Annotated in this window: 17 protein-coding genes; all 17 read right to left on the bottom strand. The window is 61.2% G+C overall.

The window, feature by feature from the left end; translation table 11 throughout:
* Positions 1-35: 35 nt before the first annotated feature.
* Positions 36-662, bottom strand: a complete 627-nt coding sequence (locus tag PL79_RS18985) for a tail assembly protein (protein WP_235879287.1) — start codon at positions 660-662, stop codon at positions 36-38.
* Positions 659-1,411: a Mov34/MPN/PAD-1 family protein gene (locus tag PL79_RS18980; RefSeq protein ID WP_044843787.1), complete on the bottom strand. Its 753-nt coding sequence runs from the start codon at positions 1,409-1,411 to the stop codon at positions 659-661. Before PL79_RS18980 ends, PL79_RS18985 begins: the two co-directional genes overlap by 4 nt.
* 8 nt (positions 1,412-1,419) lie before the next feature.
* A complete protein-coding gene (locus tag PL79_RS18975; RefSeq protein WP_044843692.1) occupies positions 1,420-2,103 on the bottom strand; it encodes a phage minor tail protein L in 684 nt (227 codons plus the stop codon).
* 65 nt (positions 2,104-2,168) lie between these two features.
* Positions 2,169-2,747 (bottom strand): hypothetical protein, encoded by a 579-nt coding sequence (locus tag PL79_RS18970; protein ID WP_052664600.1) that lies wholly within the window; start codon positions 2,745-2,747, stop codon positions 2,169-2,171.
* Between the two features lie 44 nt (positions 2,748-2,791).
* A complete protein-coding gene (locus tag PL79_RS18965) occupies positions 2,792-4,426 on the bottom strand; it encodes a hypothetical protein (RefSeq protein ID WP_052664602.1) in 1,635 nt (544 codons plus the stop codon).
* Between the two features lie 15 nt (positions 4,427-4,441).
* Positions 4,442-4,783, bottom strand: coding sequence for a phage tail protein (locus tag PL79_RS18960; RefSeq protein ID WP_044843693.1), 342 nt, complete (start codon positions 4,781-4,783; stop codon positions 4,442-4,444).
* Positions 4,780-7,713 carry a phage tail tape measure protein gene (locus PL79_RS18955; protein ID WP_135801094.1) on the bottom strand — a complete coding sequence of 978 codons (2,934 nt, stop codon included), beginning with the start codon at positions 7,711-7,713 and terminating at the stop codon, positions 4,780-4,782. Before PL79_RS18955 ends, PL79_RS18960 begins: the two co-directional genes overlap by 4 nt.
* Positions 7,691-8,128, bottom strand: coding sequence for an HK97-gp10 family putative phage morphogenesis protein (locus PL79_RS18950; protein ID WP_235879286.1), 438 nt, complete (start codon positions 8,126-8,128; stop codon positions 7,691-7,693). Before PL79_RS18950 ends, PL79_RS18955 begins: the two co-directional genes overlap by 23 nt.
* Positions 8,125-8,433, bottom strand: coding sequence for a phage tail assembly protein T (locus tag PL79_RS18945; protein WP_044843695.1), 309 nt, complete (start codon positions 8,431-8,433; stop codon positions 8,125-8,127). Before PL79_RS18945 ends, PL79_RS18950 begins: the two co-directional genes overlap by 4 nt.
* A 2-nt stretch (positions 8,434-8,435) precedes the next feature.
* Positions 8,436-8,819 (bottom strand): hypothetical protein, encoded by a 384-nt coding sequence (locus PL79_RS18940; RefSeq protein ID WP_044843696.1) that lies wholly within the window; start codon positions 8,817-8,819, stop codon positions 8,436-8,438.
* A gap of 78 nt (positions 8,820-8,897) precedes the next feature.
* Positions 8,898-9,353 (bottom strand): phage tail tube protein, encoded by a 456-nt coding sequence (locus PL79_RS18935; RefSeq protein ID WP_044843697.1) that lies wholly within the window; start codon positions 9,351-9,353, stop codon positions 8,898-8,900.
* A 2-nt stretch (positions 9,354-9,355) separates the two neighbouring features.
* Positions 9,356-9,703, bottom strand: a complete 348-nt coding sequence (gene gp17, locus PL79_RS18930) for a tail completion protein gp17 (protein WP_044843698.1) — start codon at positions 9,701-9,703, stop codon at positions 9,356-9,358.
* On the bottom strand, positions 9,696-10,037 hold the full coding sequence (locus PL79_RS18925; RefSeq protein WP_268906931.1) for a phage head closure protein: 342 nt from the start codon (positions 10,035-10,037) through the stop codon (positions 9,696-9,698). The genes gp17 and PL79_RS18925 overlap by 8 nt, the downstream gene beginning before the upstream one ends.
* On the bottom strand, positions 10,038-10,382 hold the full coding sequence (locus PL79_RS18920) for a head-tail connector protein (protein WP_044843700.1): 345 nt from the start codon (positions 10,380-10,382) through the stop codon (positions 10,038-10,040). It abuts the gene before it with no gap.
* Positions 10,383-10,624: 242 nt separating this feature from the next.
* Positions 10,625-11,923, bottom strand: coding sequence for a phage major capsid protein (locus PL79_RS18910; RefSeq protein WP_044843702.1), 1,299 nt, complete (start codon positions 11,921-11,923; stop codon positions 10,625-10,627).
* A gap of 5 nt (positions 11,924-11,928) precedes the next feature.
* Positions 11,929-12,789 carry a head maturation protease, ClpP-related gene (locus tag PL79_RS18905; RefSeq protein ID WP_044843703.1) on the bottom strand — a complete coding sequence of 287 codons (861 nt, stop codon included), beginning with the start codon at positions 12,787-12,789 and terminating at the stop codon, positions 11,929-11,931.
* The gene (locus tag PL79_RS18900) at positions 12,767-14,065 is read right to left on the bottom strand and encodes a phage portal protein (RefSeq protein WP_044843704.1); all 1,299 of its coding nucleotides are present in this window, start codon (positions 14,063-14,065) and stop codon (positions 12,767-12,769) included. The genes PL79_RS18905 and PL79_RS18900 overlap by 23 nt, the downstream gene beginning before the upstream one ends.
* Position 14,066 lies beyond the last annotated feature (1 nt).

Raw genomic sequence — 14,066 nt, 5'->3', positions numbered from 1 at the left:
AGTCGCTGCCAGATTTATCGCCTAGTTGGCCTTGGCTACTTCTGGTCTTCTGCGTAGATGCCCGAGCTACCGACCTTCGAACCGGCCAGAATTTCACCATAGACGACCGGCACCGGCTCGCCCTCGGCGCTGCTGTTCACCGGCCCATTGAAGTAGTAGGAAGTGCCGTTGTCGGCGGTAGACGCGAGTCCGCCCATCTGCGGGGAAAGCATCTGCATAATCCCTCCCAGAGCCATCGCCGCGCCCATGCCGAACACCGCGCCCTGCGTGATCGTGAGTGTACCGACCGAGAACCCGGCACCCGGGACCAAGAACGACGCAGCGATCAGGGCGACGCCTAGGATCGCTTGAAAAAGACCCGCCTTCTTGCCGTGCAGGACGGGAGCGATCCGGATATCGGCACGCCCGCTCGGGTAGGGCAGCGCCTCTTTATCGAGGCTCGTCTTACCCACGAAGACGGCATACGTCAGCCCCTGATTCCCGGACTGCACCAGATACTGCTTGAACCCCGGTACGATCACGGACAGGGCGCGGATCGCTTCCGCCGCCGACTTCACGGCCAACCGGTGGATCCTGCCGAACTTCTGGCCGAGCACACCATAAAGGCGGATCGTCACCAGCTCTTCATCGCCCATCGGCAGGGCTACAGCATTCGTCGTCATTGCATTTCCTTGTGTCGCAGAACGGTCGATAGGCAGTTGCGATACATGCCGCCCCACAGGTCGGTTTTGGACAGGCGGTCATACATGTGATGCATGATCCGCCCGCCGCCGATGTAGACCGCGCCATGATTCGGCACACCGTTTTTGCTGAAAATCTGCATGAGCAGAACATCGCCCTCCTGCGGTTCAGCGTCGGGGCCTAGATTCAGGAAACCAGCCTTTGTGTAGCCATCGAGGTAGAGATTGGATTTGCCGTCATCCCACCATTTATCAGGACGCGGAAAGTCTGGGATAGCGATGCCCTGCACTGCATACCAATCGCGAATCAAAGAATAGCAGTCGTGCACGCCGTGAACGAACGGCCGGCCGAGCAGCGGGGCCACATAACCCGACGGCTTGAACGTGTACCAGTCGTCGCATCCGATCGTGTGGTCGGCCTGCACGCCCAGACTCACGATCCCCCACTCGGGGATTCCTGCTGCTTCCGCCATCGTCAGGTCAGCCGGAGACGGTCGAGCACGGCCGCCAGGGTGAGAATGGACGAACATTGAGATTTCGCCCACGTCCTCCGCTGCGGCGAAGTCTTCGGCCGCGACCTTGAACTGTTCGCCGATCTTTGTCGTCCGGTTGCGAACCTGAAGGTAACGCTCTGCACCCGTCCGATGATCGGTGACGACGAAACCACAGGACTCCGACGGGTATTCGGTCACCGCGTGATCCTTGATCTGCTGAAGGGTGTCAGGTTGCACACGAGCGCTCACGAGAGAACATCAGAGAGGAAACCTCCGTAGGGCAATGGGTTGTATTCACCGAATCGGCAGGCGCACCCTGAAAGGCGCATGGAGCAGCGATCGAGCGCCGGGTCGTCAGTTGGCTGGTCGTTTTTGTCGTAGAACCGAATGCCGGTCCATCCGCAGTCTGCATCGCGATACTGCCACTGGCACGCGTTGACGATTTCTCGCGCCGGGATTTGCTGGCCGCCAAAATCGAGCGGCGACGACAGCTCGAACGACACGGAAACGCCCGGGTCTTCGCCGGACTTCCGTTCAATGCGCCATCGCTCGATCGCCATTTCTGCCGTCGGGTCTGCATCAGGGTTCCCGTTCGGGAAATTTCTGGCGTCAATGAACCGCGCAAGCGTCCGGTGACGGATCATGGTCGCGCCGACCAAGTCATCGAGATACACGCACAGGGCGCTGATCGTGCCGCCGGGATCGCCCACCGTCAGCGTAGGCGATGCCTGTTGCGCATCAGTCGTGCGCTCAAATCCCGTTGCGGCGATTGCCCAAGGCTTGTATTCGCGGCCCTGCCACCAGATAGATGTGGACTGCATATGGCCGTGGAAAAGCAGTAGATCGCCACCGATATTAGTTGCATCCATTTCGTATAAAGATAGGATGCGCCCCGGCTCCAGCTTCTGAATTTCTCCAGTGATAGGCATGCTCGCTCCAATTGAAAACAGGCCCGTGGCGGGCCTGTCGGCTGTCACGAATATAGGGTCCGGCGTTACGACGGATTGGCCGTCTCAGCCTGGTCCGGCTCCTGACTCTGAGCCTGATACTTCAGTGCGTCGATCTGCACGTTCAGCGACTCGATCTGCTGATTCAGGTCTTTGATCTGGCCGTTGAAAGACGCGGCCTGATCGGTCATCTGACGGCGCACAATTTCAAGCGTGCCGAGCGCGTCCGCATAGTCAGATTGCGCCTTCTCGAGTTGAGACTGAACGCTCGCAAGCTGCATCGACGTGTCGATATATTCGGCCTGCACCGCCGCCGTCGCGTTGTTCACAGCTTGAATCTTCGAATCGAACGAGAGCGCCTGATCCGTGAGCGTCTGGATTTGCGTATGCAGACCTTCGTTTTCGATCATGACTGCCGTATTGACTTCGCCCATTACCGATTCGATCGTCGGGCCGGCGCCTTGAAAGTCAGCGGTCGAAAGCGAGACCACGTCGCCGCCCTGAGCCACAATCACGACGCCGTCATTCAGGATTTCCGTGATCGTCTGATACTGGCCGCCGATCCGACCATCGGGCCAAAAGCGAATCAGGATTTCATAGGGGCGAGTGCGTTGTTCGAGTGCCATAAATGATCTATGAGACGGGTCGCGCTGTGCGGCCCCGGGGTTAATTACGAGACGACGGTCGTCGTGTTGGCGACGCACCAATTCGTACCATCCGATACGCACAACTTAGGACCGCCCGTCGCGTCCATCACAATAATACTCGCGTACTTGTTCTCAGCCGCAGCGGCCGAAGGGAGACCGGCCTTGCCGAAGCGGCCGAGCCGGACTGCGCCAGTGATTGCGACGGGGCCAGCTACCTGAAGCGTCGACGTTCCGTCATCTGTCGTCCCCATCAGGACGGCACCACGATTGTTGACGGTCAGGCGCGAGCCGAGCCCCGGGATCTGAAACTGATGCTGCCCCGCCACGTACGTGAGCGTTGCCGTACCAGTCGTGCCGCCGGTCGTCGTCCCGTTCTGCGCGATGATCCGCGCGTCGTAGTCAATGTTCTGTCCCGTCGTGTGGAAATCAATGAACGGCGTGCCCGTAGTCGACAGCGACCCGATCTCGATCCCGGAATTCGCGTTGGTGATATTCAGGCTCGACGTTACCTTTGCCGATCCATTGACCTGCAACGCGTTCGAGCTATCGTCCCCGCCACCGCCAACCAGAAGGCGGTTGCTGACGGTCATGGTGCGAGTCGTCCGGTTCCCGCGCACAAATGCCTGGACGGTTCCGCTCGTCGGATCGTACGCATTGATTTGGAATTCATCGCCGGCAGCGGCTGCGGATCGAACTCCCCACATCGGATTTCCCTGACGCTTCAGGTAGAAATTCGAATGGTTCGCGCCCGTCGAGTCATCGGCAGAAAACCCACCGCCGGTTCGCGTGCACGTCACGTCGTTCGTGAAAGTGTTGGCCGTTCCGGTGAATGTCGCCGACCCGGCGAAGCGCGTTGCCCCGCCGATCTGAACGATCGACGTTTTGTCGTCGGAGACCGTCCCGATCAGCGTGCGCGTACCGCTATTCGGGCCAATCGAGATTGCGTCGACAAGCGAGCCGCCCCCGCGATAGGCGACCATCCACGGATTACCCGATTTCCACCCGTCGGCGATCGTCCGAAAGCTGAACGCCGTGTCATTCGACTGGATATCCCACATCCCGCAGTCAGCAGCGGCCGTCGGCGACTTGAATACAACGTCGCCGCCCGTGTTTGCGCCGAGCACCACGCCTGCACCCATGGTCGACGCTGCTGCGTTGCCTGCCGCGCCCATGAACATTGCGACGCCCGTTGTCGTAATGCCGCCCGTCGTGAGCATTCCGCGCACCGTTTCATCCGGCAGATACGAGCGCCCACGCATCAGCACGCGCCACGCATTCACGCCGTCCGTATCCACGGTCAGCAGTTCGCCCGGATACAGGATCGTTGCCGGAAACATGTCACCCGATCCCGCGCCAACCGCGAGCGTGACCTTCGTCGTGGCGCTCGCGTTTCGGAACATGATGACTGAATCCACGGGGCACGACTTCGCGGCCGGCAAGTTGATCGTGCCGTCCGCAGCGAGGCTGACGCCCCACCGCCGGCCAACTTCCGTCGGAAGGATCGCACGCGGGGTGTAGATCGCGCCGCCCGTGATGAGAGCCGCCTGTGCGTTGAGCACGTCTACGTTTGCATTGGCCTTTACGTTGCTCCCACGATACGAGTCGCCGCCGACGCCGGTCGGCGCGGTCCCAAGGTTGACCTTCTGAAGGTTTGCCATCTGTTTCCCTGCGCCTTACGGCGCGAACGTCTGTTGAAAAGTTGCGGTGATCGTGAACACTCGGCCGTCTTTCGTCGGCTCGCTCCATGTCTCGCAGTAGAAGAGGCCGGGCGCATCCCATAGGACCGGCGTCCATGTGAAGGACTGCCAACCGCCACGATCACGCAGGAACGAGCGAATTGCCCTGATCTTCGACTCATCGCCAACCCACTGAAGTGAGAACGACGAGGCCATGTTGTTGAGGCCGGGGGCGGTACGCTGCTGATAGCCGTCCCCAAACTTCGCAGAATCAACCGTCGCCGTCACCGTTCCTGTCGAGTTCGAGACGGTCGGCGCCCATGTAAAGACTGGCGTCACTTCAGCACCCCGTTATTCATCTGCCACGCGTACCCGCCCTGCCCTTTCATCTTCTGCGCGATACGCTGATCCACAATGGCCTTGATTGCCTTCCCGAGATAGGCCGTATCCGACTTATCCAGGCCACCATTGTCGCCGTGGAATTCGATGTTCACCGAAGCGCCGGACGTCGACGGGGCCACGGTCGAGGCCACACTCGACCCCACGGCACCGCCGGTCGCAAAGTGCGCCGTATTGTGGACCGCCGCACCGCTGTTCAGCTTGTCGAGGTTCCCGACACCGATCCGCCGTACCGTTTCAGCGGTCAGCACATATTCGCCATTCGACAGCCATGCGGGGATCGAATCACTGGTTCCCGACCCCGGCCCCGTGATGTGACCGCCGGCTGCGTGAGCGAGTGCCGTCCCAAACCCTCCGGTAACGTTGACCATGTTGTCCAGCGAATCACCGGGCAACGCGTTCGCGATCGACGCAGCGGCGCCCGTATTCGATGCCAGCGCACCCATGCCGAAATTCAGGATTGCCGTGCCGAATCCCATGATCGCCTTTTGCATCGCGATCTTCGCCAAGTCAGCGAGGATAGACTTCGTCATCGACGCGAAATTCAGCTTCCCCGTTTCGCAGAACTGGGCGAATCCTTGCTCAAGGCCGTTCGTCACGTCACGGAACACCGTACCCGCGTTCTGGATGTTGTTCGCCGCTGAATCCGCGTAATCCGCCCACGCCTGCTTAAACCCTGTCACCCAGTTACCCTGGAGCTCGTCAAGCTGCGCATAATAGTCCCGGCTCATGTCGAGGCTTTTCTGTTGAGCCTCCGCAATCTGCCGCATCGCATCCTTGTACGTGTCGCCGCCCCGAAGGTTGTTCGGGGTTTCCTTGTCGAGCTTGGCCTGTTCCTGCAAATACTTGTTTCGGATCGCGCGTTCAGCGGCCACGCGCTGCTGCTCCTTCTGGCCCCGGCCCACTGCGTCAAGCTGCGCCGCGTATTGCTCGCTCTGCTGCTTCTGGTATGTCAGGATATCGGCCTCGATCGATTTCGTGCGGTCCCGGAGCTTGTTTTGCGCTTCGATCGCGTCCGCCTGCTTCTGAAGCTCGACACCGCGCGCCGCTGTCGCGAGAATCCTGTCCTTGTCCGCGAGAATCCGCTTATCTTCGGCGCTTCGCCGCTTCGGGTCCGTGGCCTCGATTGCCGCGATCTTCATCCGGGCGTCGAGTTGGACCTTCTCCGCTGCCGTCAGCTTCTCGCGCGTCGCAACCTGAGTCTCAAGCGCCTCGTTCTGCCGCTTGATCGATTCGAGCATTGCGTCGGTTGCCGCTGCCTCTACCGGCTTCTTCGCCTTCGCGCCCTTGGGGTCCTTGAAGTGCTCGTTCGCTGCCGCTACTGTCTGCTTCTGGATGAATTCCGCGTCCTTAATCATCTGGGCGCGTTCCCCCGGACTGATTGCCGAGTTGGAATTAATCGCCTTGACCGTGGCCGCGAACTTCGAGGCCGCGTCCTTCGCCGCCTTCGCCCGCTTGTCGCCATTCGACAGGATCGACACCCGCGACTGTTCGGCCGCAATCCCGTCCTGCGCGATCTGATCCTGAAGGCTTTTCTTCTTCTGCTGCGCTACCTCCCCGTCGACCCTCGCCTGTGCGTCCGCAACCTTCTTTTCGAGCGAGGCCAGCTTCTCACGCCCGCCCGCGGATTGGACGTACGTGTTCCTCAATTGGTTCGCGTTCGCAAGCTCTTGCTTCGCCGCGTTCAGCAGTTCGCCATTCGTTTCTGCGCGGCCCACGGCCTGAAGTTCGCGCCATGCCTCGCGCAACGATGCAGCGAGCCCACGATACGCGCCCTGAAGCAGGCCCACGTTCTCTGTGTGCGTCCGAGTCTGGGCGTCGACAGCATCGAAGGCCAGTTTCATCGCCCCGGCCTTGTCGCCCGCGTCCTGCATCGCCTGAATCTGCTTGAATTGCTCAAGCGTCAGCATGTGCATGGACTCATTCAGCTTCGCCGCGCCAGTCGCCGGGTTATCGAACAGCGGGACCAGAGCTTGCGCCGAATCGTCCGCGCTCTTGCCCGTGGCCTTGCCGTAGTCGATGATTGCACGCGTCGCCGCCTCGACGGCCTCACCGCTCGCCTTGCCCGACGAGACAACCGCGTTCATTGCGTCGAATGCTGCGCCGCTACCACTGATGTTTGACAGCGCATCGGCCATGCGGATCATGTCATACGACGTTTTGCCCGCAAAGTTCCCGGTCAGGGCGAGCGCCGTCGACAGCCGCTCCGACTGCTTCGCCCCTTGAGACATGGCGATCCCGAGTGCGGCGGTCACAGCGACAACAGCGCCAATGCCGACCGTCATCGGATTAATCAGGCCGAGAACGTAGGTTCCCATGCCCTTCGCCGCTTCCTTGACGCCCCCGAACATGTCTTTCAACTGCCCGCCCTGCTGCGTCAGGACCGTAAGCGGGTTCGCGCCACCCTGTAGCTGGGTAACGATGTCCGTGAACTGGGCCGGGACCATTCGCATTGCATTCTGCCGCTGCGCGTCGCTGATACCACCGGACCCGATCGGACCGGCGCCGACCTTACGCGCACGCTCAATCTGTTCGATGTACTGGCGAGCACTGTCCGCGACCCCGAGTTGAGCCGCGCGCAGCGACAGCAGTTCGGCACGGGTCTTGCCCGCGTTCGCCGCCTCCTGCTGAAGCGAGTCCATGAACGCCTTGACGCCACGTTGCGACCGGAGCGCGGTATCGCCCGTCACCTTCAGGGCCTCGCTGATCGCGTCCTGACTGATTTTCGCGCGCTTTGCCTTCTCGTCCACTGTGACCGCGAACTTGTCGTATGCGCTGCTCGCCTTCGCGAGCCCCGCATAAACGCCGTCGGCGTTCACTGTCACATCGTATTGCGTTTGATTCGGATTACCGGACAATTCCAGCCTCACTCAGTGATTGATCCAGCGAGGAGCGAACCGCGTCGCGTTGCTCCTGTCGCGTGGCCTCGATCGCGGGCCGGAACCACGGACGCGCCGCCTTTTTGCTCGTCCCATATTCGTAAAACCGCAGATAGTAGGCTTCCTTCGACCACGTGACCGTATACGTTGCGTAGTGGCCCGGGCTCGACTTTTCGGGCTTGAAATACACCAACAGGGAGTCACGGCCGAAACCGACGGGGAACACCTTTTTACCCTGATGGTGAGGTTGCGGACCCACCGGAACCCTGATCTTCGCCTCCTTCAATACGACAGAGGCCGCAGCGGCGCCCGCTTTGCGAATAGCGGATTCGCCGAGAGCGGCCTCCATCTGGCGAAGCATGTCGGGGAACCCGTTCGGGTTCTTCGCGCGCATGCTCAAGCTCATTTTTTCCTTTCCTTCCGGCGATTCCCGAACAGCGTCGCCTTCATCAATGCCGTTTGCTCCGCATCTGAGGCCAGTAGAACCGGCTCGTCCGCCTTGCCCGCGTTCTCCATCCACCCGAACACATCGGACGGCCCAAACGGGTCGCCTCGCTCCTTCGTGTTCCGGTTCACGTTGTAGATAGCGGACGCGATCGACCCGAGCCGGAGGTCGTCCATTACAGGGCCGAAGCGCTCGATCTGCGCGTAGGCCATCCACTCCGCGAATTCAGCGCTATCGACTTCCGCCTGACAGCGTTTGACGGACATTCCTAGCTCGCGAGCGAGTCGGAACCAGAAGAGGCGTTCGGGGAGGCGTCGGAGTTTTTTTCCGCGTCCTCGATCGATGCAGCGGCGAGCCCGTTCATGCGCAGCGCTTCGAGGCCGAGGCGAACCACCGTATCCGGGTTCTTCTGGGCGAGCGCCGCCACGTCGTCAGCGTTGAACATGCGACGGCCCAGCGCATCGACCAGCGCGTAGCTCAGGATACGAGCGTAGAAGGTCGAGACGGGCACGCCCTCGCTGAAGGTCGAGGTCAGTTCGTCGCGATCGGCGCCCCCGATCACGGACAGGCACACGTCGCCGCCCCACTCCGGGACCGGGGTGATCTTCGAGGCACGGTCCATCGCGGACAGGATTTGTTCTTTCGTCAGCATTGCTTTTTACCCTATGGTTCGTTGATAGGTCAGGGGAGCGGCGATCCGCTCCTTAGTACAGCGATCGCGGCCCAGCGCTTACGGGGCCGGGTTGCCGGCCGAATCCAGCGGAACGACGTCGCCCGTGATCGTGAGCTTGATTTGGGCCGTCATCACCGCGTCGACACCGCCGTTGATCGGGAACGTCGACACGTAGGCGTCGAAACCGTCGGCCGTCTTGTCCGGGTACACGAGCTTGAACGCGCGGATTTCCTGCGACTTCTGCATCGCGAGCAGCGCGGCTTGGCCCGGGTCCGTGAGGTTGCGGTTGACCTCGATCGTGAACGTGCCGTTGTCCATCAGGCCCGGCATTTTTTCCTTCGCCGTCGAATCCATGTCGGTCGTGTCGATATCGGCGGCCGAGCCGTCGAAACCCGAAAGACTCTTCATGCCCTTCACCTGCGTCCAAACCGGGGCGCCGCCGTCCGCCTGATCGCTCGTGTCCACGAACACCTGCGAATGTTGCGCGTTCACCGCGACGTTCTTGCCTGCCATATTTACTCCAGATACCAGATTGAAAAATCGAGTCGGCGGCCGGAAACACGCTCATCCGTCTCATACACGCTGATCGGCGCGCCGAGCGGCTTTGCTCCTGCACCCATCAGCACACGTCGTGCGTCCTGCATCATGCGGATGGACTCCGCCTTGCTTTTCGACCACACCGCGACTTGAACGCGTTGGTTCTGCAACGTGTCCGGATCGTTGTCTAGATCCGTCACGTCCTGCCCGCCTACCGCCTGATATACGATGTACGGGAATGCAGCCCCCATCGGGGCCTCATCCGGGTACACAGTGAATTCAAGCGCTCTGAGCGCTACCGCAACAATTTGTTCTGCATCAGCCACTTCGTACCCCTAAACAGACGAGATCGACGTATTCCCGTCCCTCAAGATCGGGCAGTACCGCCTTCACATCGAACGTTGCGCCGGTGCCGCGCTCTGTGACGCGCATCCCGGCTCGCAAATCCGCCCGAAACCGAAGTCTGATACTGGCACGAATTTCGCTGATTTCTGCATCGGCCTTCACCGACGCAATCCCCGACAGAACCTTGATCGACGCCCAAACATCGCCCGACCCGACCGGCACCCAACTTTTGCCCGGATCGCCGTACACGTCCGGCTTATCGTTCCGGGCCTCGATCATGACCCTACGGTTCAAAGACCCTGCGCGAAGCGTCACTTAGACCCCCTGGACGATTCGGTGCGGTCGCAACAGGTCTTGCGCATTGAATGGGACTTTGCCGATTTTCGTCGCCGCGTACGTCTCTTCGCGATTCGCATACAACTCCGCGCATGCCTTGAGGATCGCGGCACGGATCGCGCCGTTGATGACCATCGCATGCGGGCCTGCGCGATTCTCTGTGACAGCCAGTGCGAGCGCATCGTCGTCCTCGTACACGTCGCGATTGAGGTAGTCGACGGCGGACTGAGTTGCCGCGTCCAAAAGCACCTGAATAACATCGTCCTCGATCCCCTCATCCTGACGCACGAACTTGATCGCTAAATTCAGGTCAACGAGCGGCATCGACTACTTCCCGCGGCCGCGCGTCGGGGCAGGCTGGCTGATTGCCGGCTTGTCCATGCCTTCCAGCACGCCGGCCTCTGCCGCCGCACCTTCCAGCTCATCCGGACACTCGTCGCCGGGAACGTACTGCACGGGGTAAATGCCCCCCTTGGGGACGCCCCTCCACTTCTTCGCAAAATTACCCATTAGTATTCCTGAGTGATAGACGGCCATGTTCTGAGCCGCCCACCACGTTTAAACGATTAACCCGCTGCGCCGACCTTCAGCGCGCGGAACACTTCCGGCGTGAGCAGACCACCGCCGACGCGCTTCGTCGTGTAGAACGAGACGTTCGGCTTGTTGGTGTACGGGTCACGCAGGACACGGACACCGACGCGATCGTTGATCAGATAGCCGCGCATGAAGTCGCCGAACATGATCGGGGTCGCGCCGGCCGCAACGTCCGGCATGTCCGGCAGTTCCGTGATCGCGTAGCCTGCCAGCGTCGACGGCTGACCAGCGACGAGCGACGGTTGCCAGAGGTACTGACCCATGCCGTCCTTCAGCTTGCGAACCTTGCCCTGCGTCGTGCGGTTCATCGTGAATCGAGCGTTCTGCGTGAAGATCGACGGAAGGTCATAGATCACGTCGTAGATCGAGTCTGCGGTGATCGTGTTCGCATCGCCCGACACGACGGCCGGGATCGCGCCGAGCGGGTGCGCGTTCGCGTTCGCATTGCCCTCGATGTACGTGAGCAGTCCGGTCGGCTTCTTGTCGCCCGTACCCGACAGGAAGCCGATGCCTTCCTGACGCGCGAATTCGAGTTCGACTTCGGCCGCGAGCCACGCTTCGAGGTCGATTTCCGAGTCGTCCAGCATTTGCTGGGTAGCCGACGGATTCGCGTAGATTTCGCCCGTCTTGTACGTCAGCGACTTGAACCCCGCCGTAGCGGTGTTCGGGCGCTCGTCCTCTTCGCCGACCCAGCCCGATTCCGTGCCACGCATGTTGAACAGCTTCGAATACGCAGCCTTTCCCGTCGGCTGCACGCGGCAGATTTGACGCATGGGCGAGACCAGCACCAGCTTGTCCGTGATCGTGCGATCCCACTCGATCGGGGACAGGTAACCGCCTTCTTCCGCGACGCCCTTGTTCAGCGATGCCGACACGTCGCCGCGCTTGATGTGCGCCGAAAACGCGTCGCTGTACTCGCGGTCACGCACCCGACCTTCGCCGCCGCCGAGGCCGCCCGCCATCTGGATCGCCATCTTGTCGATTGCAGCCTGAATGGTCGACACGTCGTTGCTCATCTCTTCGACCTTGCGCACCGTGTCCTCGTGCGCGCCGCCCTTCGCCTTGATCTCCGCGATCGCCTTATCGTTCTCCGCCTTGTACTGCGCGAACGTCGTGTTCACGCTTTCGATCAGAGCCTTGATGGTCGACAGGCTCGCAGCGTCAGCGCGCACCGCGACCATACCGCGCGTCGGCTTCGCGTGACTCGGGCCGGCCGCCAGAATGCCCGCAGCAGCAGCCAGTGCAGCTGCGATCGTGATCGTCTTCGCCATACTTCTTACCCCCCCATCAAATTAATCAGGTTTTGCAGCGACGCAGCCACATCGGACGCGCCTTCAACTGCGTTCTGCGACTGCGCCTGTGCGGGTGCAGCGTCGAGGGTTGCCCCCGACAGTTTCGCAAGCACTTCGCGTCGCTCTGCGGCGGAGTAACCTCCGTTCGTGAGCGATGCCTCGACCAGTGCGAGTGCACGGGCATTCTTGTTGCCCTTGCTCGCGGTCGACACGACGGTTCCGAGCGTCCCGGTAGCGAATCCTTGCTTTACAGCGTCGTCGGCACCGATCCAGCTTTCTTTGTCCATCAGCACCTGTGCGTCGGACTTGCTCATACCCGTCCGCTTCGCGTAGAGGCTCGCCATCGCATCATCGAAACGGCCGAGCGTCTTTGCCGCGTCCTTCAGGTCGTTGCGATTCCCGACGACCACGGACCAAGCGTTGTGGATCATCAGGAATGCGCCCTCACCGATGTTGATCACATCGCCGGCCATCGCGACTACTGACGCTGCCGACGCCGCGAGAGACATGATGTTGACCGTCACATGCGCATCGTGTTGGCGGAGCAAATTGTAGATCGCAACACCCTCGAAAAAATCTCCGCCGGGAGAGTTGATATTCACGACAACGTCCTTGCCAGCGCCGACGTTTCGCAGCGCGGCTGCGATCCGATTGCTCGTGATCCCGGTTCCGTCCCACGTCTCCCCGATCTGGCCGTACATGCTGATCGTTGCGTTCGCATCGGCAGCGTTTACGGCCATCTGCACTTCGGGGTTCCATCGCGCAACAGCGTCTTCACGCAGCGTCGGGCGCGCACCCTTCATCATTTCTTCAGCCCGGATTTCAGGCAGCGAGAGCAACGTCATTCGTGTTTTCCTTGCCTTGCGGCTTCTGTGTCATGGGGTTGCGGAGTTGGTCTGCCACAGGATCGGCGGATCGCGGATAGTCCATCGCCTCACGTACTTCGTTTTGACTCATCCAAGGAGCGGAACCACCAGCGCCGAGCGCCTTGCTAAAGAACGCGGCTTGATCGTTGAGCGTGCCGCGCAACAGCATCGACTCATCGAATTTGTACATCAGCCGGTTGGCCTGTGCGTCCGTGAGCATGACACGAGAAAGTGCCTCTTCCCACTTGACGAACCAGGGCGCCAAACCGTACTGAATGAAGAAGATTGCAAGCTGCTCGATGCCCGATCCCCACGACGTGTCACTCATCATCAGCAGCGGTCGCGGCACCCCGTACATGCGCGCGATTTCCTCGATCTGATGGTTCCGGTTGTCGATCTGCTGCGCGTCCGTAGCCTTTGTCGAGAACGGGTTGGCCTTCGCCCCTTCTTCGAGCACGAACCACGATGCGAAGTTGTCGGCACCGCCGTGATCCTCTTCGATCGAGGTCTTCATGCGCTCGTATGCCTGATCGGACAGGGCGCCAGTTACCTCGATCGCGCCCGCTGCCATCACGCCACGTTTAAACAGGTTCGCGGTAGCCTTCTCTGTCGACTCGGCAAGATCGAGTGCGCGATGACCGAGCCTCAGACGGCTGATTCCGTGAATGCCGTCGAGCGTCACGTCACGCAGGTGCAAGACGTCGCGCGCCGGCAGCGTCACCGATTTTCCGAACATGTCGACGTGCTGATACACCAGCTCGAAACCTGGCAGCATGCGCGGTGACGTGCTGTGTCGCCGGCACGGGATGATCGCGATCGGCTTATCATCTATCGGGGACCTGACTACCCGCGCGTACCCGTTCCCATCGAGCAGCGCGTGCATAGTAACGAGCGTCTTCAATTCGGACGGCGTCTGCCACGTGTTCGGCTTGCCGCGCAGCAGTTTGTGCGCCGGGTTGCTTTCCTGCACGGCGCGCGTTTTGTCGCTCGCCATGAGGTTCACCGGCATCATGCCGATCGAGTTGCTGATAAGCGTCACGCACCGCAGCAGCGCCATATTTTTGAGCCGCCGCTCGCCGTACAGGTCGCCGCCGTCGTACTCGCCGCGCCGCATGTATTCGAGCAGGCGCGGATCGTCCAAGCCGTCGAACGCATCGCCCCCACCCGGTGCCACTGAAGCCCGCACAGCCGGCTCAACGCGCACCGTCGCAGGCCTCGACGCAGCCCGAGAGCGGAAGCGGTCGAAAATCCCCATC

This window comes from Burkholderia sp. USMB20 (assembly GCF_000949135.2).
GTDB lineage: Bacteria > Pseudomonadota > Gammaproteobacteria > Burkholderiales > Burkholderiaceae > Burkholderia.
Note: the sequence above shows the minus strand (reverse complement) of the source record. Positions and strands in the feature narration are given on the sequence as shown.

Coding starts and splice junctions, on each gene's coding strand:
- PL79_RS18985 (WP_235879287.1), bottom strand. CDS start 662: ATGACGACGAATGCTGTAGCCCTGCCGATGGGCGATGAAGAGCTGGTG.
- PL79_RS18975 (WP_044843692.1), bottom strand. CDS start 2,103: ATGCCTATCACTGGAGAAATTCAGAAGCTGGAGCCGGGGCGCATCCTA.
- PL79_RS18970 (WP_052664600.1), bottom strand. CDS start 2,747: ATGGCACTCGAACAACGCACTCGCCCCTATGAAATCCTGATTCGCTTT.
- PL79_RS18965 (WP_052664602.1), bottom strand. CDS start 4,426: ATGGCAAACCTTCAGAAGGTCAACCTTGGGACCGCGCCGACCGGCGTC.
- PL79_RS18950 (WP_235879286.1), bottom strand. CDS start 8,128: ATGAGCTTGAGCATGCGCGCGAAGAACCCGAACGGGTTCCCCGACATG.
- PL79_RS18945 (WP_044843695.1), bottom strand. CDS start 8,433: ATGTCCGTCAAACGCTGTCAGGCGGAAGTCGATAGCGCTGAATTCGCG.
- PL79_RS18940 (WP_044843696.1), bottom strand. CDS start 8,819: ATGCTGACGAAAGAACAAATCCTGTCCGCGATGGACCGTGCCTCGAAG.
- PL79_RS18935 (WP_044843697.1), bottom strand. CDS start 9,353: ATGGCAGGCAAGAACGTCGCGGTGAACGCGCAACATTCGCAGGTGTTC.
- PL79_RS18920 (WP_044843700.1), bottom strand. CDS start 10,382: ATGCCGCTCGTTGACCTGAATTTAGCGATCAAGTTCGTGCGTCAGGAT.
- PL79_RS18910 (WP_044843702.1), bottom strand. CDS start 11,923: ATGGCGAAGACGATCACGATCGCAGCTGCACTGGCTGCTGCTGCGGGC.
- PL79_RS18905 (WP_044843703.1), bottom strand. CDS start 12,789: ATGACGTTGCTCTCGCTGCCTGAAATCCGGGCTGAAGAAATGATGAAG.
- PL79_RS18900 (WP_044843704.1), bottom strand. CDS start 14,065: ATGGGGATTTTCGACCGCTTCCGCTCTCGGGCTGCGTCGAGGCCTGCG.